This window comes from Planctobacterium sp. AWH2_060 (assembly GCF_056158425.1).
In genome coordinates this window covers 2,217,470-2,242,786 of the sequence record NZ_JBSWTG010000001.1, presented here as the reverse complement: position 1 = coordinate 2,242,786, position 25,317 = coordinate 2,217,470, and the positions used below count along the sequence as shown (strand labels likewise).

Here is a 25,317-nt window from a genome sequence, read left to right as displayed (position 1 = left end):
TTACGAATTTTTAAAATAATGATTCTATTTTTTACTGCAATTAAAATGTTACATCCAGAGATGTTCCATCACCCAATATAAAGGGAGATTTTCTAAATAAGTCTTCAAAAATATGTTTTTGATTACCTAAAAGGTGTTCAGCTGTCTTTCTGTTCATTGCTTTCAGAGTCAAATCGTTTGGGTCATTGGAAGACCGGACTGAGAATCTATCAAATCGGTTTCTTGCCTTAACGATCAAATCCCTGGGGAATAGGGTATTGATAGCAGTGACCGTTATTTCCCTGCTTAGCAAGTAATTAACAAACCAGTTTCCTTTCCTGTTCGAAGCATTTATCGGCACATCATCAAACTCACCAGTGCTAAAATATGACTTTAACCCCAAAAAACTTTCAAACGCCGCGAGAGTCCCCCGACGTTCTTGGGTAAAGTAGTTAAAATCGTAAATAAGAAGGTTACGACCAAAAATTTCCCGGTACTGGTTTACACGCTTTAAAGCATAATTTTCGGTAAACCTAATATTTACCTCTTCGTCACCTAATCTACAAGAAAAACGTCCCATGACAAAATCTTCAAAACTGGGTAAGTTTCTCTCTGATACCTTAAACTGTTCATAAAATGACAGTGCCCATTCAACAGGGTCTCTGAGTACTAAGATTACTTTAATGTTTGGGCAATAGGCTTTCATTCTAATCGCTGCTTCGTCATGCAGAAAGTAGGGCGGAGAAATATCACCTTTGATTTGATGTGGCTTTTTACCTTTGTAAAGTGATTCATACCACTCAATACCACGGCTAAAGTTTGTTCCAAAATAATTAACCTCTTTTCGGAATGGTAGATAAATTTCCGGGTGTTTTTGTAAATTATGATAAAGAAAAGTTGTACCTCCTCTAGGCATGCCTGCTACTACAAAGGTCATTTTACTTTTTTCTTGTTGCATTTTTAACTGTTCCTGTTTGAAAACTTTTTAAGTGCTTTTCGTTAAAATTATCGTTGTTAGACTCTTCACTCTGGCGCCACAGTTTTTTGATAATTGAGTAGGGTCTTTTTTTAACTTCCAAGAAGATTTTTGATAAATAAATTCCAAACAATCCAATTGAAAATAGGACACTTCCACTAAAAAACCATAATGAAACCATGACGGAAGTCCATCCTTGTACTTTCGTACCCACGATAAAATACATAAAAATCAGGTATAGGCCATATGTCATCGAACCGATGGCAATACATAACCCGAACCAAAAAATCGCGTGTAAGGGGGCTGCGCTAAATGATGTAATACCCTCTACTGCTTGTGACAGACGTTTGATAAAACTGTAACTTGTTGAGCCCTTGTGCGTTTTGGTAATTGCTACAGGACGTTGTCGAAATCCGGTTAGCATAAATAAACCAGCCATCATCAGGGTTCGTTCGCGATGAGTCACCAGAACAGAAACATAACGCCTGGTCATTAATCTTGCCGTGACCATATTCTCTGGAATGGTAATTTCCGAAAATGCATTGAACAGCTTATAAAAATATTTTCCGGAGAGTCGTTCAAACCAACCTCCTTTGCGCTCCTTTTGAATACCATAAACTACATCATATTCCTCATCAGCATTTAGGACCTGCCAAAAGGTGGTTAGTAGTTCAGGCTCTTCTTCCAGATCGCAGTCAATTAAAAATACGTATTCTCCCTGACTCGCGTTTAGCCCGGTTAATAGAGCTTTATGGTGACCAAAGTTGCGTGACAGTTCTAAAACACTGACTTTTATGTCCTGCTCTACTATTGATTTGGCTAGTTCAAGAGAGTCATCGGGAGAACCATCATCTACAAAAATGATTTCATAGTCTGATGTTATCTTTCTGGCCGCAGTTGATATGCGCTGATAAAAATTCTGAACGTAGGGCGAAGAGTTATACAATGATGTTACAATCGAAAGTCGCATAAAATTTAGGATGCCTTTTGTGATGCAATAACTAAAAGCTGTAAAGTATAAAAGTTTTCTATTGGTTAAGCGTTTAGCTGCAACAAATATTTTAATCCAATTAAAAAACCATTTAAAGGCAATGGTATGGGGTCGTGTTCAGCCAAATTATACGGCATGAGCTTTTATGCTCATGCCTTTTTGTAACCATACTTGAGGAAGAGTTTTGGGAGGAAGCTGTTTCGAAATAGCAGTTATTTTGTTTACTGCTAAAATTGACTATAACCTATTGAATTCTTATCCAAGAAAAGTCCGGTGTATTGCTACGAATTGTACAAGTGTCTAAATAACCAAGAATAGCATTATTTTTTGTCGAGTTTGCTTCCAGGGCGAGTTTGAGCACATGTTCAAAAGAAGGATGATCTGAAGCAATCGCAACCCTTGATTGCGAACCACAGGGCGGTGTAATCTCATTCATTTCAATAAAAAGTATCGAGCGGTTTGTGTTAGTGTAGTCTGAAAAACTGTCTGGTACGATACTTACACCAGTGATTCGACCGCTAGAAGTGGACACATTTGCCGACTTTACAGTGGTTGGGAGCAATACTAAGAATACTGCAACTAAAAATATATTCTTTAAATCCATATTACAATTTACCTTTTATATCTTAATTAACAGAGCCCTGGCAAGAGACCAGAAACTGTCATTTTTGAGAGGCCGGTATGATACAGGATGCACAAAAGTAAACCAGAACTTTGTAAGAAACGTTATCAACTATTAGAAAGACTGTAAGACTGATGATTTTGATAACGTTTATCAGAGTACAACTTAAATTCGTGTCCTCTGATTAACATTCCAATGAACGTTTATATTAAGGACATAGGTGTGCATTCTCTTCAAAAGCTACCAGAAAGTCGCCTACTAACAGAAAATCAATAGAGCTTCTAAGGAAGGAGTTTAATGCTGTTTCAGGGCATTCGACTATTGGTTCATCGTGCATATTAAAAGAAGTATTTAATATTAATGGAGTACCCGTTAAATCATAAAAGGTTGAGATAATTTTGTGATAACGAGGGTTTACAGATTTTTTCACGATATGAGGGCGAGCCGTCCCGTCGACGTGAACAATTGCTGGGGCTCTTTCGCGGCATATGTCAGTGCACTCTACAACCATAGTCATAAATTCGCATGCTAGATTGGTATCATGATCAACATTAAAAAATTCTGGGGCATGCTCCTCTAAAACAGACGGTGCAAAAGGCATAAAATCGGAGCGGCACAATTTATTGTTTAATGTTTGGCTTATTCCGGGGTCACTAGGCGATGCCATTATGGTCCTATTTCCAAGCGCTCGAGGGCCATATTCCATTCTACCTTGGTAGAGACACACAATATTGCCTGTCGAAAGTAATTCACCCACCAACTCTTCGGGGTTGTTTAAATGCTGATATTTAATACCTTTATATTTTAACATTTGCTCAATATACTCATTGGTATATTCGGTACCAAGATATGTAGAGTTCAACTGAACAGAACGCATTGCGGGTTTTTTGTTTTTTGCCATGTATAGTGCTGCCCCTGTTGCCAGTCCGCCATCACCCATGTGGGGGTGGATGAAGAGCCGCTTTATTTTTTCAATCCTGTTTATTTTGTTGTTCAATAGAACATTCGCAAATACGCCGCCGGCCAGGCAAAGATCTATTTTGGGGATTTGAAACTTATGCATTAAATCTGAAATGTATTGAGTAATGTATTCTTCCAGTAGGTATTGCATACCAGCAGCGATATCTTCTCTGCAAAATCCAGCAAGTTTAGCTTTTAAATGCGTGATTTCATCCATGTAATATAGACCATTGCATTCAAAATTTTGATGTTCTGAATGATATAACAGTCGTTCTTTTATTATTGAATAGGTTTGCGATGGTTCGCCTCTTGCGGAGAGCCCGGTAACTTTTCCTTCTTGTCCGCCTTTAAAACCAAGGATCACAGTAATAATAAAGTAATAATAACCGACAGAAACAAAAAATGGTTGATATTTAAGTTCTTCAAAGTTGCCATTTTTTACCCAAAAAAAACGTGAGCAAATCGCATCACCTTGTGCATCGAAGGTCAGTACTAAACTGTCGTTAAAGCCAGAGGTATAATAGGCGCTGTAGGCATGACAGTAATGGTGATCAATTACTTCCAACGAACTGTTACTAACTTGCAGTTTCAGTGTTTGTTGAATTTTCGAGTTAACTTGTTCACAACGGCTTTTTTGGCGGTGAGAAAGCAGCCTCCTAAGGGCAACAGCAAAAAAACGCTGGTTCAACACCCATTTTCCAAAGTTAATTTTTGCGAACTGACGGAGCATTGTTGTACCGAAATCATAGTCTCGCTTTTGCTTGGGGTCATAACTTTCCGGGGCTCCATGATGAACGTGAATCAATGAAGCTAGCGCTACCCCTTGAAGAGAATTTGTTTTGCCTTGTGCTCTCAGGAAAACATTTGCAGCGTTCAGCGAGTGAACAGGAAAGCCACCGGCACCTTTTTTTCTGGTGAAACGTTCTTCATTAACTGCAAAGATAATATCTCCATCTTCTATTATTGATACACCAGCATCATGCTCTTCAGATATTCCAAGAATAATCACCAAATTTCCTCTTTACTTAGATGAACCATGTCAATAACAATGTATGCTGCCGTGAAGGCCAAGGCATACTATTTTTTATGTGTTTTGGTTTTTGTTATACTAACTAATCTTTTTTAATTTAAATGTGTTGCAACTTAAAGCTGCTAAGTAAAGACCCCAAAGTTGCCAGCCATAATTACATTTGTCAGCAAGGGTCTGATTTATTAGTCTTTTTATTTCGTTGATATCGACTGCTTGCAATAACACCTCACATTCTTGTGTTAATTGAGAGGTTAATTCCTGAGCACTATACTTTGAAAAATAGGGTTTAAGATCCAACCTAAAAGCAGATTTAGGGAGGTTGATGATATATTCAGGATAAGCCCGAGAAAATGTTTTCCTCAAAAAATACTTTTGTTTACCGTCTTTGATTTTTTCCTTATCGGGCAATGCAAACAAACCGGATCTGATAGATGGATCCATAAAAGGGCTAACAATTTGGCATTTTAATCCTTTTGCAAAGCTGTGATGAATATGATTCCAACTATCTGTTAGCGCTCTTGCATCATAATAAAGTCGATCTCTTAAAGACAGAGTTTTTGGTGCACGTTCCCAAAATTCAACACCAGATTCAATGTTCTTGCCGAGCAGACCTTTAAGGATTTGAGTTTCGGTCACAGTCAGTCTTTCTTTATGCTTCTGAGGATTTGCAAATTCCGGTAGATGAGTTGCGTAACCTGCGAGGCAATCATCAGGCCCTTTTCCATTGACTATGGTATCAAAACCATCAAGTACCAAAGCTTGATCTAGTGCGTACTCCAAAACATGACTAGGGTGGGCTAATGGATAACCTATGCATTTGATGAGTGATTTTCCAACAGAAAAAACCTCCAACTCGGTGAAGTCGTAGATTTTAAGTTTTGCCTCCAAATCATTAGCGATGTGCTTGACAGATTGTAGCTCGTCGTTACTTCCCTTACCGAGAGTTTGGCAGGTGGCTAAATTAATTCCATTTCCCTTAATCTGTGTGGCTAAAATAGCAAGTAATGAGGAGTCAAGACCTGAACTGATGTGAAAAGCCGTTTTGTCTTTATTTAGGCCAACCAGAGAACTACAAAGTCTACTCTCAAATTCCCTGGAGCTTATGGCTTGCTCAGTACTTTTATCCCCTTTTTTAGATGAAAACTTGATGGCTTGTAACTGAAAGTCACTACTCTTAATTTCGTGAGTTTCACCCGTGCGTAAAAATTTGATTGGATTTATTAGGGTTTGCGGTGATAAAGGTGCTTGATATGCGAGGTAGTCCCATAAATATTTTTTATTCAGTGATAATTCATAACCCATTTCTTGTAATTGCAGAACTAGCGATGGATAGTGAGAATTCCAATGTAAGCAGTTTTCTATAATTGCGTAGAAAAATGGTGTTTGGCTATCGAAATCACGCGATATGGCAATGCAACCGAGTGTTTTAGTTATCGATATTCCATTCGTAATTTGACATTCCACTTCTGTCGTGAGTTTGATTGGGGTATTCATAATGGGTGATTTAGCAATGAGTATATGGGAGTGTAGGGGAGGCCGCAGCGTTTAGTTTCTCTCGGCTTTCTTCACTTACCAGGTAATTGATGGCAGTTTGGCCACAGTTAAATAAACAGTCAAGTATAGACATGTAAGGCGTGAAGATGCCCCATTTTTGTGGATACTCAATGTGCTTATAATTTTGAAATACGATAGTAACTCCTTGCTCTTTAAGGCTATCTCTACTGAGAAAGTTTTGTGCACTCTTACCATCGAAAAGCACTTTTACACCACCAAAGTGCGAACATATTTCTGCGATCCTTTGCACTTTATCACCCCCTGAGTGCGGTATTTCCGAGCTTCGACAAATAGAAGTGCTGATACCGAGATAGTCCAATAGTCTTTGATTGAGCTGTATGTTAAATTCTGCGAGATTCGCATATTCTATTCTTAAATGTGCCGTGATTATTTCCATTACTTCACCAAAATAAGGGGTATTACCATACCAATTGGACAGTTGATTGAGGAGTTTTTCTCGCCAAGTCAAATGGTATGCAATACTCACTTTATTAATCGGTGTTCCAATTGGGGGTTTGTTTACTGAAACCGAAATACCTTTTACACCGCTTGGTGATTTTAATTGATTATTGTTTCTCCAGTTTTTGGCCGAATACTTGACATCATCTAGGTATACAAAAATATCAGACAGTGCAATTTGTTCAAAATAGCCTAACCAAGGGACGAAACAAGGCTGTATAATACTTATAATCAAATCAGAGAGAGCTTGTGTTTAGCATTGCGATAGATAATAACTGAAAGCGAAAATAAGTGGAAATGCTAACATGGTGGTTAAAGTGAGTTGATTCCTAATTTGTGCGATTACCAATAAAGCAAAGTTGGGAAACAGAGCCAACCTAAACCGTCTTGTATTGAGTTTGTTAAACGAATTAAAGGAGCATAATCGTCAACGTCAATGCTCCTTGCGTTAATAGAGTTACTGAGTAGCTGTATCACTACTTGATGATAAGGCCGTCTCAATCGCTTCCAGTCGTTGCTGTAATTCTTGATTTTGTTTTTTCAGCCTTTCAATTTCCTGTGATCTTTCATTGAGATCTCGATGAAGTGCCTGTACAGCAGCAAGGGTTACACCGCTTATGTCAGTTGTAGTAATGTGCTTTTCATCATTACCTAACCCAAAAACTTGGAAAAAGTCTTCAGCAATAGGACCCATGTGCACAGACTTACTATCATCAGATAAATAGTTCCACGTAGAAATACTCAAACCGGCTAGCTTTTCGAGTATTGAGTCTGAATCAACAGGAGTTATGTTTTCTTTAAATGTTCTACTCGATGCAGATGCAAACGTACCATTGATAGTCAAGCCGGTATTGTTAAGTCTCAACAATTCAGTGCCGGATGCATTTTGATAGCTCATTAAGCCATCGTTAAATAACAATATGTAGTTATCATAAGGATCAGAATTGCCATCGGAGACATCCTCTCTGGTAAATAAGAATCCATTGCCGCTGGAGTACGTTCCAATTGTCCAGTCTCTCCCGGCGTTTTCTCTGTTTACAAATTTAATGTTGCTGCCGTACTTGCTATTCAATGTCACTAATGTTCGAACATCAGCCGTTGCCGCTGAATCATCAGAGTCCTTTATGAGGACATTCGCCTGACTACGCGTAAAATCTACTCCGGTGGTTGGCGTATTGGTCCCAATTCCTACCTGTCCTGTTGTATCTACTGCAACATAACTTGTGGCGCCATCGGTACTTTTTATTTCAAACCTGCCGGTAGGTGTAGCGGTGCCAATACCTACGTCGCCTTCATTATCCACCAGGAACTTTGAAACACCGGAAATTTGAACATCAAATAAGCCATTTGCTGTACCTGATGCTTCCAATCCAAGTCCTACCTTGCCGTCTGATTGAACCATTAACTCCGATTTACCGTTTGTTGCTTGCACATCAAACAACCCTCGGGGGAGAAACCCATTGTCTATATTAATCCCGAAATTTCCGGTTGGAGAGACAAGTACCGCATGGTTATTAGCGTCACTGGGATGTGCAATATCGAGTAGTCCGTCAGGAGTGGATGTTCTGAATCCTACATCTCCGTCTGGGGCCACATGAATAGAGCTATTAGGTGCACCGACCTGAATTCTCAAAGGTAACTTATTACCACTTGTTACATCTCGCACAAAAAAGTTTGTTTCGTTACCAGCTACATCCCAGGCCTGCGCAGTAAAGCCTGAAGTAACATCTTGATCTAGCCTGATTGTTGGGCTATTTCCAGTGACCGCGTGTATTTGCGCAACTGGTGTGGTTGTTCCCAAACCGATAAAATCGTTTGCACCGATGTAAAGAGAGTTATTGTTTGCACCGTCCATAATAGTAAAAGGAGTTGTTCCTGCATCGACATTTGTAATTGAGAACTTATTTGCTCCACCATTAGTTGAGTCATTGACTGTTATTTCCCAATCTCTGGTTGGAAATCCCCCAGAGGAACTGGTGTCGGTAAACCTGATCCTAAGGTTGTTTTCTTTCATTCGGATAGTGTCGAAAGAAAAATTTTCGCCGGAGTTACAGTCAACGCCGACACAAATACTACCTTTTACAACGATATCATCATTGTATAATTGATCAGCATTTACAAGTTGACTACTAGTCAAAAGCAGGATGACAGCTACAAACCGAAAGCAAGCAACAATTATTCGCTTATTAACACTCAGGTTACCATTCATTGCTGCTTGCCTCTTTAATTTGCGCGAAGGATTGAATACTACCGGAATTAACCACAAAACTACCGCTGTGGGATACTGGGGTGCCTGCGTAGGTGAAATTATCTTCCCCTCTACCATTGTCGATAGTGTCCTGAACCAATCTTAAATTGCCAACATGGGTTTTAATTGTGTAGTTGTATCTGCCCGGGGGTAACTTTTCCAATTTATCGAGTAAATTTAGGGTTAATGATTGTCCCTCGAATGCTTCTGTTATAAAAACATTGTCGGGGCCAGAAATGGATATAGTGCCTCCATGGCTAGTTGCACCAATCTGTAAAGAAATCATGGAACTCGACGTAGCAGCTTTGATTAGTTCTTTTATTGGCTTTTCAGACTTGCCTAACTCAAACAATCCGGTACTCATTGCGGAGCTGCAAATGAGCGACAAAATGATAGCTGATGAAAACCTAACCATATAGAAAACCTGCGGTATTTTAGAACTATGTCAAAATGACATCTGGAATGGAACGTATTTGGTCAATATAAACAGTTTTAGATAATTTTCCATTTTTATCGTCAAAAAAGATGGAATTTTTTCTACTTAGTTAAGGCATTTGTAGCAGCCGATTCGACATAAATATACTCCATGATTTTATCCGATTCCTCTTCCAGCCTTAAAAAACTGTATAACCCTTTTACTGCTATAAGTTGCACTAAAATTATATGATTGGCAGAACCTTGAGTTGATTGGAGCAGATCTATATCAGTTTCATCTTTGGACATTACTGCAGTGGCAAAGATTCTTGTTTTTGTTCCTGTCGTAGTTTGGCTATTTTCAGCCTTTAATAGCTCAAGATTAGTAAGTGATTTCGAGTTTAGCAGAACGCTTTTACTAATCTCCTCGAGCTTTTGGTGTTCTGAACTGTTTGGCAACAGACTGATAATTAAGAGCACATCGTTGAGGTGTTCATGTTGGGCTGTACTTCGCAGTACCAGAGAATTCTCATATTTCTGAGTGGGCTTGTAACCAGGCAAATTCTGGAGCTTAATCAAGGGGGATGTGGATAACGTTAGCAATTCAGAGGGGTGCCAGGACAGAGAACCGAGCATTTCGGCGATTTCTTCTTCGTGTTTTGCAAAAAGTCGCTCAGGTAAAGTGAGCTGCAACTGAATACTTGCCGATTTATGCCCATCGGCCAGATTAAACCTCAAAAAATTCGTCTCAGCAAAAAGTTCTCTGAAGACCAAAACTTTGTCATTCGAACTCATTGAATCAGGTTTTGGAATGGCCATTCTATTGATACTGGCCAAAGCTTGGGCGCTTTCAAGCTGATTTAATTGAGTTGCCGGGATATCGTTTTCCTGAAATCTGAGCTTGATAAAATTTTCTTCGTTTTGCCAAAGATCACGATCCTCGGTTACCTTTAAATCCAGGGTATTTGATATGTTTGTGTTAATTCGACTACCGTTGTATTGAATGAGTTTGTCAGCATAACAGTAGCTGTTAATAATTAAGGATAACAATGTAAATACTATGGGATTTTGCATTTTAGTATTACCTGAGAAAACAATTAGTGTGAAATTTGCAGTTTTTATTTCAAAATCGTAGCGTGAGCACTGGTAATTTTCTATAGTAAAAGTAATCCATCTCACATTCTAATTATTATTAAAATCATTATGGCACTCCACTCTAGGTTCTATCGCTACTTTTTGGCAGCGTTTGTGTTATTTTTTTGCTTGGTTAAACCTGGAGAGGTTTTGGCAGGAGATCCAACCTTTACTGCGGCTTTTTCTCCTTCAACAATTTCACCCGGCGCTAGCAGTACTCTGACTTTTACGATAGACAATTCGGCCAATGACACTGCGCTTGCTGATACTGCTTTTAGTGCCACATTGCCCGCTGGAGTCACCATTGCAACGTCACCCAATGCGTCCACAGATTGTAACTCGGCGCAAATCACCGCCGCAGGTGGTGGTTCCAGTGTTTCTTTTTCAGATGCTCGGATTGGAACTGGCGTTTCATGTACATTTTCTTTGTTAGTTACAAGTTCGACAGCAGGTACACACAGTCTGACGACAGGTACGTTGTCCTCTAGCGCAGGAAATCACACTACCGCAAATGCCGACATCACGGTCTCCAGCACTCTACCTTCTCTGTCAATATCTGCTTCTCCGGCGACAGTAGCTCCTGGTGACGTTACCACCATCACCTATACCATTGATAATTCCTTAAGTGGTTCTAATGCAACGTTTATAGACTTTAGTCACGCCCTTAATAATGGATTTGAATTCGCTTCAAGTCCTGAGTTTTCACATAATTGTCCACTTAGAACTATTTCCACATTCGTTTTGGGTTCATTTGCTATTTCTACCAGTGCCCAATCAATCACAGCCAATGACGTAGAAGTAAATGCGGGTGCATCCTGTACTGCGACAGTGAATGTTAAAGCGCCTGAGGTTGTCGGAACTTATCACATGGAAACCGGTTCATTGACCTCATCAGCCGGTACGAGTGGTCCTGCAAGCACTTCGATTACGGTGGAAAGTTCAATTACTAACGGGTCTGTGATGGCGTTGAGTTTTTCCGATGAGGCTTCTCCGGGTGAAACAATTACACTTGATTTTGAATTGGTTAATATCGACCGAGATAACGACATTTCCGGCCTTAATTTTACTGTAGACCTAAACGCTGCTTTGTCAGGATTGAGCGCTACTGCTTTACCTGCTAGTGGGTTTTGTGGTTCAGGATCTACTATTTCTGGTGCATCAAATCTTAGCGTCAGTAATGTCAGTCTCGCCTCAGCGGCGACATGTAGTTTTTCTGTAAGCGTCTTGGTTCCATCTAATGCCGCCGCTGGTGATTATTCAGTGACCTCAAGTACCATTAATTTAACCCGAGGCTCTGCCACTACATCAGCGGCTGCGAGTGCGACGCTAAGGGTACGTAAAGCGCCTTTACTCACGATGCAATTTTTGTCCTCATCTGCGACGCCTGACGAGGATGTCACGCTTCGTTTTACAGTGACAAATACTGATTCTGCGAATTCCGCTTCGGACATCACATTTTCTGTACTCACTGCGGATGGATTAGCCGGGTTCGTTGCCAAAACCTTTCCATCAGCTAACTATTGTGGTTCGGGTTCAACAACTGCTACTACCACTGAGGGCACTACGGTTACTGGTTTTACCATGAGCGGCGCTAACCTCTCAGCTGGCGCTAATTGTAGTTTTGATGTAATACTAACGGTACCTTCTGAGGCACAACCTGGTGATTATAACTTTACCACATCTGGCGGCTCTGCAACTGTTAGTGGCAGCAACTTTGGGATTGGTGCCGCGACAGCAAGCTTGTCGATAATCGCTGCTCCGGCGATTAGTTTCTCTATAACCGAAAGTGATGTTGTCCCCGGTGGAACGGTTACTCTAAATTTCACTCTAAATTATAATGAAAATGCCTCTTCTAATGCTAGTGGTGTTGGTTTTACTGTAGATCTGGATTCGGCTTTGTCTGGATTTGCGGCATCCAGTTTACCGTCTTCAGGCTACTGCAGTAGTGGCTCTTCGGTCTCTGGCAGTTCGGTCCTTACATTTACCGGTATCTCTATGACCCCGGGGGAGACTTGCAGTTTCACCGTGTCAGCCATGGTTCCTGCTAATGCGGCCGCGGGAACTACCATTATCAACACCTCTTCAATATCTGGTACGGTTGGGTCCACAAGTGTAACTTCTGCTGCTGCATCTGACAGCTTTATTGTAACGGGGCTGGTATTAACACATCAATTTTTAACCGAATCCGTGATTCCGGCAACTGATACTGTCATTCGTTATACTATCACAAACGATGCTAGCGCTGGTGCAGCAACTTCAATCCAGTTTTCCCATGATTTGACACAAATTATAAGCGGCTTAGCTGTCAGTGGAGCCTTACCTTCAACACCTTGCAATGGATCTAGTACAATATCGGGAACTACAAACCTGGCATTTTCAGCAGGTGAGTTATCTCCAGGTGGAAGTTGTAGCTTTGATGTCACGGTTGCTGTTCCTGCCGGTTCCGAGGGTACTTATACCAGTGTTACATCTGCAGCATCTGCCACAGTTGATAGTGCGAATACATCATTTTCTGCGTCTACGGCTTTTCTAAATGTTGTGCCGTTGACCGTTTTACTGTCAACCTCAGAGTCTTCACCAACATCATTGGCGGCTATACCTCTGAACATTAGTTTTAGCCGAGCTGTAACTGGGTTTGATGCTGGAGATTTGAGTGTCAGCAACGGTAGCATTGCAAATTTTGCAGGTTCGGGTAATCAATACACCGCAAATATAGTGCCTATTAACACCGGAACAGTTACGGTGGATTTACCCGCAAATAGTGTAGATGATGCAGTTGACAGCAGTGTTAAAAACCCCGCTGCGACTCAGCTGTCCATAGAATATGAAGCGTCACCCACAGTGCTGACACCTACTGTGAGTATAGCCTCTCCGTCCGTTAGTATTACTAATACTGGCCCTGTGACTTTTGGAATTACATACACAAATGTTGAAGAAGTAAGTCTGACCAACAATTCACTGTCTTTAAACACAACTGGCACGGCTACAGGGACTCTGAGCGTTACTAATGGTTCTACGTCTACTCCAACAGTAAATGTCAGTAACATTACTGGTGAGGGAACCCTTGGGATCAGCGTTACAGGAGGGGCTTCTCGTAATGGCTCAAAAACTGACTCAGGAGCTGGTCCCTCCGTTACCTTTAGTGTAGATAATACTGCCCCAACGGTAACTATAGTAGATCAGGTGGCCAATCCATTTAATGCCGCTTTTCAGGCTGAGATTACATTTAGTGAAAATGTCACGGGTTTTACGATTGATGATTTAAGTTTTAGCAACGCAAGTTTAAGCAGTTTTTCTGGCAGCAATAATTTTTATACAGTTACCGTGACTCCTACATCAGACGGCCAGGTTACTGGCAATCTTGCAGCTAATGCCGCACAGGATGCAGCGGGTAATGGAAACACAGCGGCACCCGGGTTTGGCATGGTTTATGATGCGACCCAACCTTCTGTCAGTATTTCCAGTGCAAGTACCTCTGTAAATTCTGCCTTTACCGCGACATTCACATTCAGCGAGGACGTCACTGGATTTGCTGTGGGGGATATTTCCGCAACTAATGCTAGTCTGAGCAATTTTAACGCCACCAGTGCGTCGGTTTATACCGCTACGGTAACGCCAGTTAATGAAGGTGATGTTACTTTGAATGTTGCAGCTAATGTGGCGTCCGATAGTGCCACAAATAACAACACCGCGGCGACGCAATACAGCGTGAACTACGATACGACTGTGCCTACGGTGACTATTACCGGACCAACTACAGCTCAAAATGCGGCCTTCACCGCGACATTCACATTCAGCGAGGATGTCACTGGATTTGCTGTTGGGGATATTTCCGCTACCAATGCGAGCCTGAGTAATTTCGCCAGTACCAGTGCCAGCGTTTATACCGCCACAGTGACTCCAACTGCCGATGGCAGCGTTAGCCTGGATGTGGCTGCCAATGTTGCTATTGATGCGGCCTCAAATAACAATATTGCGGCGACGCAATATTCGGTTAGTTATGATGCAACAAAACCAACTTTGAGTATATCCGGCCCCTCGGTTTCCACTAACGGGGCGTTTACTGCAACCTTTACCTTTAGTGAAGATGTGACAGGTTTTGCCGCGGCGGATGTTTCCGTCAGTAATGCCAATTTAAGTAATTTTGCAGCCACCAGTGACAAAGTATATTCAGCTACTGTGACTCCTTCATCTCAGGGTAGTGTCACCCTGGATGTGGCGGCGGATGCAGCTTCAGATTCTGCGGGTAATGGTAATACCGCTGCAACACAGTTTAGTGTCGTTTATGACTCTGTGGCACCTACGGTGAATATTTCCAGTGCAAGTACTTCTGTTAATTCTGCCTTTACCGCGACATTCACATTCAGCGAGGACGTCACTGGATTTGCTGTGGGGGATATTTCCGCAACTAATGCTAGTCTGAGCAATTTTAACGCCACCAGTGCGTCGGTTTATACCGCTACGGTAACGCCAGTTAATGAAGGTGATGTTACTTTGAATGTTGCAGCTAATGTGGCGTCCGATAGTGCCACAAATAACAACACCGCGGCGACGCAATACAGCGTGAACTACGATACGACTGTGCCTACGGTGACTATTACCGGACCAACTACAGCTCAAAATGCGGCCTTCACCGCGACATTCACATTCAGCGAGGATGTCACTGGATTTGCTGTTGGGGATATTTCCGCTACCAATGCGAGCCTGAGTAATTTCGCCAGTACCAGTGCCAGCGTTTATACCGCCACAGTGACTCCAACTGCCGATGGCAGCGTTAGCCTGGATGTGGCTGCCAATGTTGCTATTGATGCGGCCTCAAATAACAATATTGCGGCGACGCAATATTCGGTTAGTTATGATGCAACAAAACCAACTTTGAGTATATCCGGCCCCTCGGTTTCCACTAACGGGGCGTTTACTGCAACCTTTACCTTTAGTGAAGATGTGACAGGTTTTGCCGCGGCGGATGTTTCCGTCAGTAATGCCAATTTAAGTAATTTTGCAGCCACCAGTGACAAAGTATATTCAGCTACTGTGACTCCTTCATCTCAGGGTAGTGTCACCCTGGATGTGGCGGCGGATGCAGCTTCAGATTCTGCGGGTAATGGTAATACCGCTGCAACACAGTTTAGTGTCGTTTATGACTCTGTGGCACCTACGGTGAATATTTCCAGTGCAAGTACTTCTGTTAATTCTGCCTTTACCGCGACATTCACATTCAGCGAGGACGTCACTGGATTTGCTGTGGGGGATATTTCCGCTACCAATGCTAGTCTGAGTAATTTCGCGGCTACTAGTGCTAAGGTATATACAGCGACTGTTACCCCTGATAGCGAAGGTACGGTAGCTTTGAATGTGGCTGCTAATGTTGCAATAGATGCGGTAGGCAATGGTAATATTACTGCCACGCAGTACAGCGTGACTTATGATAGTACAGCTCCAATATTGATTAGCTCAACACCTTCAGATGGGAACTTGTTGGTTCAGGTAGATACGAATTTGGTGTTGCAGTTCAGCGAAGCAATTTTCTTTAACCCTTCCTCTTCAGGTATTCTGGAAGTTATCCGTTTGTCAGATACCAGTGTTGAACTGGAAAATACGAAACTAACGTTAAATGCCGGAAATCTCACTGGGCAAGGTGTCGCATCGATTTCAGGAACAACATTAACCATCAATTTGGACCAGGAGCTAAAGGCTGGAGGTTCATACGCAGTCCGTATTAGTGGTGATTTACTAAACGATGTGGCCGGGAATGCTTATTCGGGGATCAGCACTTTATCAGGTTTGAATTTTTACACTATGCCTGCGGTTCAATTGTTAGTGGACAAGGCCCAGTTGATTGAAGAAAAAGAGGAAACTGCCAATGTTACTGTGGCTTTAAGGAGCGCTGACGGTCAACCTGTAACCGCAAGTTCTTCGGTATTGGTAAATCTTTCATTTGCTGGGTCGACTGCGTCATCTGGGGCTGATTATAACACTGCAGGATTGGTAAATAATCAGGTAACTATAGTCACTGGGAGTAGCCAGGCGTCGTTTACAATTACCACTATAAATGATTCCCCATTGGCAGATGAGCCAGAACAAGTGCTCGTTTCTATAGATACCATTCCAAGCAATAATGCTCTCGAAGAGACTGCTCAACAAGTAACGGTTAGTATTGTTGAGAATGCCGTTCCTGAAGTTACTAATCTGCCTACTCAATTTACGATTCAGGAAGATACAAAAACACATCTCGTTTTGTCCGATGTTAACGTGTCAGATACTGAAGGTGATGATTTGCTGCTGAATTTGTCGGTGAGTCAAGGTCGGTTACTTTCCCCATTAGGTTCTTCTGGCGGTATTGTAGTTACACAATCCAGCTCTTCTTCACTGCAGCTTGCAGGTTCAGTGGCTAACATCAATGCATTTTTGGATAACTCTGATGCAATTGCTGTTATTCCAGTTTTGAATTCAAATGAACAGTTTATTTTTACGATGACGCTCACTGATGGAACTGAAACGAGTGGACCTTTAACTGTTCCCATTAACATTACAGCCATTAATGATGTTCCAGAGCTTATAAATGGTCAGCTCATTCAGTTCGATATGTCGGGGGGAGATGTCGCAACTGCTACTTCATACACCGAAACAGTTTCTGAAATTACAATGACTCTCACTTTGGATGCGGGGAATCTAGAGATTTCTGATTTACAAACTTTTGGTGGTACAGAGGGGCAGGCTCTGTTTAGCAATTCTGCTCCAGTTACCAACAGTATGGAGGTTTCTTTTACAGAAAAAGTAAATATTGCAAGCCTACAGTTCTTTTTCTTATCTGGAACTACAGCAAGGGACATCCTAATTACTCCAACAGGAGGAACTGGAGCTGAAATGACTGTCCCGGCAACAAAGTTTGCAATAGATGGAGCAGGTAGCAAAATCAGCTTTAATGGTTGGAATGGAATTTCAGGTTTGACCTTTAGCAGTACCTCAGGTGCTTTTGCAGCAGGTATAGACGATTTGCTAGTTTCTGCAGCAAGTTCAGACATCACAGTAACCGAAGATGTTGCGTTTCCTCTGGACTTTAGTGCTTTGAATGTATCGGATGTTGATAGCCAAGTGCTCAACCTGGATATAAGCGTGCCTTCGGGGAGCTTTTCGGTGAAAACTGAATCTTCATCAGGAGCTGCTATTAGTACCACCAGTAATAATATTTCTGTGAGTGGAACAGTGAGCCAGATTGACGCCTTTTTAGGTGAAGTTGGTAATATCGAGTATATACCAGAGGTAAATGTTAACGGTGACCAGCATACCGCAATTTCGCTGATGATAAGTGATAGTGATGGCAGCGGTGCAATCGTTAGGCAAGTAATCAATATTGATATTACAGCGGTAAATGATGCACCGGTAATATCAAATCTAAGCGGCGACTCCATAAACTATACTCAGGCAACTGGCCCGGTAGTACTTGATGTAGATCAGGCGGCAGTGCTTTCCGATGTTGATGACACTGATTTTAATGGAGGTGTTTTGGTTGCTAGGGTTATTTCTGGTGGAGTCAGTGCTGATGATATGCTCAGTCTGAATGCAGGACTTTTGGATACTGGTGCTGGAGCACCTGTACTTGTAAATGGTATCGAGGTAGGGGAACTAGAAAACCCAGTCGCCGTCGGCAATGACCTTATTATTAATTTAAATGCTAATGCGACTACCAGTAGGGTCAGTGAGTTATTACAAGCAATTACGTATTTTAACAGTAATACAATCGATACAACATTTTCGCCCAAGCAAATCTCTATACAAGTGTCCGATGGAGATGATTTCTCTGACGCTGCGATTGTTGATGTGTTGTTTACGCCGCTGGATAGGGATACCTCTTTTGTTTTTGCTGTTCCATCTAACAATATTGGCTCGGGGGCATTAAGTCAAAGTTCTGCACAAACGGCCGTTGTTATTGATATCAGCGACAGTGGCAATGATGGCGTAGCAACTATTATCACAGGAATTAATTTCACGGTCACCGGTAGTTTAAACCCGGAAAACATGTCGTTTATTTTACGTCAGGTTAATGAGGATACGACAAGCACAATAGCCACCTATATTGGAGATTATGCAAACGGTGTTCTAAGGTTTAATGATACGATTGTCATCGCCAATGGTCGTAGCAATATTTCTTTGTATCTTGATACTTGGTTTAATGACATAGCGCTTCTGTCTGACAATGCCAATATTAGCTTTTCATTAACGCCAAGCACGGATGTTTTGGTTTCCTCGACAGGCTCACAAATTGGGACCTCTGCAGCTCAACAGCCTGTGACATTGACTCTGAATATTGAAGCGACTCAGTTACTGTACAGTCAACAGCCTGATGGCCTGGTATCAGGTATTGGCTTTGACACGACTCCTGAGATCCGCGCTGTTGATGATCTTGGTGTGGTTGATATCGACTATAGTGGTCTGGTAACGCTGTCAGCATCCGGAGACGGTGTTTTAAGTGGTAATTCCGCTACTGCCGTAGCCGGGGTTGCGACCTTTAAAGACCTTAAATATTCAGCAATTGAAGATAATGAGCTGATTTTACTTGTTGCGTCTTCTTCAATTGATGCCGCTTTAATCTCTGCTACTTCTGAAAATATTATTGCACAAGTAATTGCCACAAATATCCAATTTGACGTACAGCCTGCGCCATTGAGTATCTTGGCTGATACCCTTACACAATTTGATATTTCGCCCTCTTTAAGCGCTGTAAATAGTAACGGGATATTAGATGCTGATTATTTTGGTGAAGCTGTTTTACAAATAGTTAATGCCCCTGGCATTGCTTTTTTGACTGCTGCGGGAGATCAGGACTTTGACAACGAAACCGTGACCCTCAACTTTGATTCCGGACTACTCACTTTCGAGTCGCTACAAGTGACTTATGAAAGTCAGGGAAGTGAAGCTGAATCGTTCAATTTCTTAGTGAGTAGTGGAACATTGAACAATGCGATAAGTGAAGTGGTTACTGTAGAAAATAACCCTAAAATTGTCGGTCTCCCAGACGGGTATGATGTCGTCGAAGATGAGCAAACTGATATTGATTTGTCAACTCTAGTTCTGGATGAATCTCTGGAAGGCACAGTAACTATGACGATTACTGTGAATTCAGGTACGATTATTGCCTTTGCTGGAGACGGTTCATCTGGCAATTTGGAAATAAGTGGTTCAGGCACTTCCGTATTGACTTTGAAGGGGGCAATTGCAGATTTGTCTGCATTCCTGGAAGATATCAATGCAATTCAATATTTGTCGGCATTGAATGATGATGGGCAGGATACGCTGCTGATTACCGTAAGTGATGGTGAGTTAGAATTCAATGCCAGCGCCGTACTGGCTATCACTCCCGTAAATGATGCGCCTGTTATAACCGGCCAAGCCAGTACGACTGTTCAGCAAGGTGCCGAATATCGGTTTAGCCCGTCCGCGACGGATATTGATAGTGATGTGTTATCCTTTTCGATAGTAAATCAACCAGATTGGTCCGAGTTTGATATTGAAACAGGGGTGTTATCTGGTGTACCGGGTGCCGAGGATTTAGGTCTTTACCCTGATATTGTTGTTGGTGTAACAGACGGGGAATTTAGTGCTCAACTGCCGGCGTTTTCTATTGAAGTACTTGGCACAAATTCAGCGCCAGTGGCAAATGCACAATCAGTAACTGTCCTTGAGGATAATACACTTCAAATTCAATTAACGGGTACTGACGCAGAGCAGGATAATTTAAGTTTCAAAATTATTGATACAGTAGCAACAGGAAGTTTAGCGTTAGACGGGGCAATTGCGACTTTCCGTCCCCCTGAGGATGCTTCAGGGTATTCCGAGCAGTTTAGTTTTGTGGTAAGTGATGGCGTGCTGGAATCAACACCGGCAACAGTTACTATAACCATTCAGCCAGTAAATGATGCACCAATCATTGTTGGTGAGGCCAGTACAACAGTAGTACAGGGAACTGAGTATCGTTTTAGTGTATCCGCCAGTGATGTGGATAGTGATATATTGACATTTTCAATTTCTAATCAGCCAGATTGGGCGTCATTTGATACTGTTTCAGGTCTCTTATTAGGTGTACCTGAAGCGCAAGATGTAGGTGTTTACTCCGACATAGTCATTGGTGTATCAGACGGTGAACTGAAAGCTCATTTAGCCGCCTTTAGTATTGAGGTTCTTAGCAATAATTCAGCTCCTGTAGCGCATTCACAATCACTGACGGTACTTGAAGATAATACGTTGCAAATTCAGTTGACTGGTAGTGACCCCGATGAGGACAATTTGAGCTTCAAGATTGTTGACACTGTTGCTAGCGGAAGCCTGACACTAGATGGAGCAGTAGCCACTTTCCAACCTATGCAGGATGCATCCGGATATTCTGAACAGTTTAGTTTTTCGGTGAGTGACGGTGAGGCAGATTCGGAACCTGCAATTGTTACTATTGAGATTCAGCCAGTCAATGATGCTCCGGTAATAACCGGGACGCCACTAAGCAGTGTTAAGGTTTTTCAACCATACAGCTTTACTCCCACAGCATCAGACATTGATTCCGAAAACTTAATATTCAGTGTCAGTAATGCGCCTGATTGGGCTGTATTTGATATTGAAACTGGGCGCTTGAGTGGACAACCAGGCTCTGAGGACGCTGGGGTTTACTCTGGCATTGAAATAAAAGTAAGTGACGGTGATTTAACTGCCCAACTATCTGCATTCAGAATAGAAGTACAGGTTAATAATCCACCTGTTATTGAAGGAACGCCTCCAGTAGTGGTGGCCACTGGAGAGCAATATTCCTTTGTTCCTCAAGCAAAAGATGTCGATAATGACACTTTAACTTTTAAAATTGTCAATAAACCTTCATGGGCGCAATTCGATTCTACTAGCGGTACACTAACAGGGGTTCCGTTGGAAACCGACGTTGGAAGCTTTAACGGAGTTCGCATTTCGGTTAGTGATGGTATTAATAGTGTTGCATTACCCTCATTTAATATAAGAGTGTGCGAAGTCTGTGATAACAGCTCTCCGGTGATTAGTGGCTCACCTGCAACTTCTGTTATTGCAAATCAGCGTTATACTTTTACACCTGAGAGTCGTGATGCAGATGATGATACGTTGACATTTAGCATTGACGGTTTGCCTGTTTGGGCTAGCTTCAATACTGCGACCGGTCAGCTTTCTGGTACACCATTAACGTCCAATGTTGGCGTATTCAGTGGCATCGTGATTAGTGTGTCTGATGGTGTCGATGCTGTTTCTCTGGCCAGTTTTAACATTGAAGTGCTAAGTGATAATTCCTCTCCATCTTTGGCCGGAACGCCCGTTACTGAAGTATTTCAGGGGGAACGCTATGACTTTAAGCCTGTCGCCGTTGATAGCGATAGTGATACATTGGTGTTTTCAATAAATAACCGGCCTGCGTGGGCCTCATTTAATCCGCAGAATGGGCGTTTAAGAGGGACTCCTGGTATTGATGATGTTGCTAGCTACAGCAATATCGTGATCAGTGTTAGCGATGGCATTAATCCAGCTGTTTCATTACCTGCATTTGCGATTGAAGTGTTACCTCAAAATAGTAAGCCGGTTATTTCTGGGCAACCCAGGACGGCAATTTCAGTGGGTAGTAGTTATTCATTTTCTCCTACAGCCTCAGATGCGGATGGTGATGCATTAGAGTTTAGTGTAACGAGCTTGCCTGATTGGTTAGAATTTAACACAACAACAGGTGCTCTGATTGGTGTACCACAAGAGCAAGATGTCGGTATTTCAGAAGAAATTGTGATATCGGTATCAGACGCTCAAGATGTTGTTTCTCTCGATGCGTTTACGATAAACGTAGTGAATGAAAATGAAGCCCCTGTTGCAAGCGATGTCTCAGCTACGGTTGCTGAAGATAGCAGGGTGACTATCAGTGCGCAGATTAGTGATGGCAATGGCGATGCAGTAACCCTTAATGTCATTACATTGCCTCAAAATGGCGTTCTCTCTGCAACTAATTCTGGTTGGATCTATACGCCGGATTCTAACTTTAACGGTGAAGACAGTTTTGTTTATCAGGCAGACGATGGTGAACTGCAATCATCTACTGCCACAGTAACTGTTCAGGTTACTTCCGTTAATGATAAACCTGATGCGATAGACGATATTTTTGAGTTTGAACAAACTGAATCAGGCGTTTATATCCTGGATGTGTTGACAAATGATGAGGACCCTGATGTTGCCACTAATGGGGATGTTCTGACATTGCAGCAAGCGTCAACTAATTTCGGTGAGGTGAATATTGTAGATAATCAACTACAGTTCGTCGCAGGGGAAAGCTTTATCGGCACCGTAAATCTAAACTACTCAGTTCGCGACACTAGCGCCAAGAACGATAAAGGAAAAGTGACTTTAACAGTCGTTGGTGTTGATGACATTAATGCTCCAATATTGCAAGTTCCCGACGACATCAATATCGATGCCTTGGGATTATTAACTAAAGTTGATTTTGGCACAGCAACGGCTGTTGACGCAGAGGGTAATGATATTCCTGTGCGCCTGGTTAGTGGGCAGGTTAATCTTATGCCCGGATCACATGCCATTTTCTGGCAAGCTGAGGATAGATATGGCTCTGTCAGTACAGAGGTGCAAATAGTTAATATTAATCCTATCGTCTCTGTTTCTGCTGATGAATCAGTGCCAGAAGGTGGACGTATACAAGTCCGTGTCATTCTGAACGGCGATGCACCAGTATACCCATACATCGTAAATTATACGGTCACCGGAACTTCAGATGGTAATGGCGTAGATCATGATGCGGCTTCCGGTAGCGTGACTTTTGACAGCGGTCAGATAGAGACCTTTGATATCGACGTGTTTCCAGACAGTACTATCGAAGGCGAAGAAACAATAGTTGTGCAAATTGACGAGGGCCAAAATAGCGGGGCAAATAATAGTACGAGTATTACTATTACTGAATCTAATATTTCGCCACAAGTCTCTTTGCAGTTGCAGCAAAATCAGGAAGCGAGAAGCACAGTGGCCCGCGATGAAGGACTGGTATCAATTATTGCAAATGTCTCAGATCCTAATCCGCAAGATTCGCTGACAACAGAATGGACTGCAGAAGGTCTTGTAAATACAAGTGATGTTGAGAATGTATTCCTATTCGATCCTGGCTTATTGGCGCCTGTGGGGGACGGAAGTGCAATTTATCAGGTGTCGGTATTTGTAAGTGATGATGGGGAACCGGTCCAGGATGCATCGACATTTATTGATATTGAAGTAGTAGACAGTTTCAGTGCCTTAAGTGAAACGGCAGATTCAGACGGAGATTTGATACCAGACTCTCAGGAGGGGTATGGTGACAGTGACGGCGATGGGGTGCCTGATTATTTAGACGCTATCGATGATTGTAACGTGATTGCAGCACAGGCTGATAATCAAGATGAATTTCTGGTTGAGACTGAGCCGGGCGTTTGCATGAAACTGGGAGAAACTTCTTCAGTTAATGATTCTAATGGTCTGCAGGTTATATTAACGGAGCCAGAAAATAGAGCAGAAAGAGTCAATCGTTTTGGTGAGAAAGTCGTTTTGATCGTGACTGGATTACCCGAAGATCGTGGCTATGAGAATAGCGGCGGAATTTATGACTTTGTGCTTTATGATCTACCAATTGCTGGTCAATCAGCGCGCGTTGTTATTCCGCAGTCTAAACCTATACCCGAGAATGCTGTTTACCGAAAATACAATGCTGATACAGAGTTTTGGACAAGCTTTGTTCAAGATGACAAGAACAAGTTGTTTTCCGCAAAAGGTGAGCGTGGTATTTGTCCTGCACCGGGAAGCGCAAGCTGGAAACGAGGTCTAAAAGCAGGAAGCTGGTGTGTTCAGTTATTGATTGAGGATGGTGGTGCCAATGACGATGATAGGGTGGTTAACAGTAGCGTTGCAGACCCTGGTGGGATAGCAGTATTTGTTAGTGACAACAATGCGCCGTTGGCGCAAAGTGATCAAGCTAAGGTAAGTTGGAATACACCGACTGAAATTGACGTATTGCTCAATGACACTGATGCTGACGGCGACACATTAATTTTAGTCAGTGCGACTGCTGATATAGGCACAGTAGCTGTTCATGACGACACCATATTGGTTTACACACCTAAACCAGGATTTTCAGGTCGGGATAGTATTAGCTATATAATTAGTGATGGTAACAGGGGCTCTGACAGTGCAAGCGTTGCTGTGACGGTTGTGGGAAATAGGGCGCCAGGAGCATTTGATGACTACGCAGAGACGGATAATTTAACAGTTATTGATATTGATGTTTTGTCTAATGATATTGATGTTGATGGTGATGCGTTAACGGTAGATAGCGCATCAGCAGAATTTGGCACTGTATCATTACTCAATAATAATCTGATCAGATATGAACCTGACATTAGCTTTAGCGGACTTGACACAATTGTCTATCAAGTTTCAGACGCAAATGGTGCTGTTGATACTGCTGTAGTCTCTGTATTTGTTGATGGTAATGAATCGCCGTTAGCTGTCGACGACAATGTGAGCACAGAATTTGAAACAAGTATCGTTATCAATGTGCTTGCGAATGACTCCGATCCCGATGGGGATGAATTAACTATAGTTGACGCTAATGCAAATAACGGGAGCGTTGTCGTTAATATTGATGATACATTGACCTATACACCTGATATTGGCTTTAGTGGAGCAGATGTGATTAATTACACTGTCTCTGATGGTTTATTGAGTGCCTCCGCACGAGTAAACGTAACAGTAAATACTGAGCGAGTAGAAGTCATTAATGTCCGTAATTCATCAGGGGGCAGTCTGTCGTTATGGATTCTGGCCGTACTGTGGATATTTACCATGTGTAATAGACGGTTTTGGAGACATCATTTGTCAAAGTGAAATGCAGGTCGCAAATTGTTTCTTAGGCGATATCAAGTATTGC

The 25,317-nt window shown here is 42.2% G+C and carries 10 protein-coding genes; 1 reads left to right on the top strand and 9 read right to left on the bottom strand.

Annotation, left to right across the window (positions count from 1 at the left end; genetic code table 11):
* Nucleotides 1-40: 40 nt before the first annotated feature.
* The 9 genes from ACXAD8_RS09470 to ACXAD8_RS09430 form a co-directional block, all read right to left on the bottom strand.
* On the bottom strand, nt 41-937 hold the full coding sequence (locus tag ACXAD8_RS09470; RefSeq protein WP_475227688.1) for a sulfotransferase domain-containing protein: 897 nt from the start codon (nt 935-937) through the stop codon (nt 41-43).
* On the bottom strand, nt 918-1,925 hold the full coding sequence (locus ACXAD8_RS09465) for a glycosyltransferase family 2 protein (protein ID WP_475227686.1): 1,008 nt from the start codon (nt 1,923-1,925) through the stop codon (nt 918-920). The genes ACXAD8_RS09470 and ACXAD8_RS09465 overlap by 20 nt, the downstream gene beginning before the upstream one ends.
* 265 nt (nt 1,926-2,190) lie before the next feature.
* Entirely contained in the window at nt 2,191-2,550 is a 360-nt protein-coding gene (locus tag ACXAD8_RS09460) for a hypothetical protein (protein WP_475227683.1), read from the bottom strand.
* 226 nt (nt 2,551-2,776) lie between these two features.
* Nucleotides 2,777-4,537: a carbamoyltransferase family protein gene (locus ACXAD8_RS09455; RefSeq protein WP_475227681.1), complete on the bottom strand. Its 1,761-nt coding sequence runs from the start codon at nt 4,535-4,537 to the stop codon at nt 2,777-2,779.
* 99 nt (nt 4,538-4,636) lie between these two features.
* A complete protein-coding gene (locus ACXAD8_RS09450) occupies nt 4,637-6,052 on the bottom strand; it encodes an asparagine synthase-related protein (protein ID WP_475227678.1) in 1,416 nt (471 codons plus the stop codon).
* 10 nt (nt 6,053-6,062) lie between these two features.
* Nucleotides 6,063-6,806 carry a WbqC family protein gene (locus ACXAD8_RS09445; protein WP_475227676.1) on the bottom strand — a complete coding sequence of 248 codons (744 nt, stop codon included), beginning with the start codon at nt 6,804-6,806 and terminating at the stop codon, nt 6,063-6,065.
* A gap of 222 nt (nt 6,807-7,028) precedes the next feature.
* Nucleotides 7,029-8,780, bottom strand: coding sequence for a tail fiber domain-containing protein (locus ACXAD8_RS09440; protein WP_475227673.1), 1,752 nt, complete (start codon nt 8,778-8,780; stop codon nt 7,029-7,031).
* Nucleotides 8,770-9,183 carry a hypothetical protein gene (locus ACXAD8_RS09435; RefSeq protein ID WP_475227670.1) on the bottom strand — a complete coding sequence of 138 codons (414 nt, stop codon included), beginning with the start codon at nt 9,181-9,183 and terminating at the stop codon, nt 8,770-8,772. Before ACXAD8_RS09435 ends, ACXAD8_RS09440 begins: the two co-directional genes overlap by 11 nt.
* Before the next feature lie 173 nt (nt 9,184-9,356).
* The gene (locus ACXAD8_RS09430) at nt 9,357-10,307 is read right to left on the bottom strand and encodes a hypothetical protein (protein ID WP_475227667.1); all 951 of its coding nucleotides are present in this window, start codon (nt 10,305-10,307) and stop codon (nt 9,357-9,359) included.
* A 210-nt stretch (nt 10,308-10,517) separates the two neighbouring features.
* On the opposite strand from ACXAD8_RS09430, the gene ACXAD8_RS09425 reads away from it, so the two are divergent.
* Nucleotides 10,518-25,274 (top strand): Ig-like domain-containing protein, encoded by a 14,757-nt coding sequence (locus ACXAD8_RS09425; RefSeq protein WP_475227665.1) that lies wholly within the window; start codon nt 10,518-10,520, stop codon nt 25,272-25,274.
* Nucleotides 25,275-25,317 lie beyond the last annotated feature (43 nt).

Excerpts from the sequence above, each read along its gene's own strand:
- ACXAD8_RS09465 (WP_475227686.1), bottom strand. The coding sequence starts at position 1,925 with ATGCGACTTTCGATTGTAACATCATTGTATAACTCTTCGCCCTACGTT.
- ACXAD8_RS09440 (WP_475227673.1), bottom strand. The coding sequence starts at position 8,780 with ATGAATGGTAACCTGAGTGTTAATAAGCGAATAATTGTTGCTTGCTTT.
- ACXAD8_RS09430 (WP_475227667.1), bottom strand. The coding sequence starts at position 10,307 with ATGCAAAATCCCATAGTATTTACATTGTTATCCTTAATTATTAACAGC.
- ACXAD8_RS09435 (WP_475227670.1), bottom strand. The coding sequence starts at position 9,183 with ATGAGTACCGGATTGTTTGAGTTAGGCAAGTCTGAAAAGCCAATAAAA.
- ACXAD8_RS09470 (WP_475227688.1), bottom strand. The coding sequence starts at position 937 with ATGCAACAAGAAAAAAGTAAAATGACCTTTGTAGTAGCAGGCATGCCT.
- ACXAD8_RS09450 (WP_475227678.1), bottom strand. The coding sequence starts at position 6,052 with ATGAATACCCCAATCAAACTCACGACAGAAGTGGAATGTCAAATTACG.
- ACXAD8_RS09460 (WP_475227683.1), bottom strand. The coding sequence starts at position 2,550 with ATGGATTTAAAGAATATATTTTTAGTTGCAGTATTCTTAGTATTGCTC.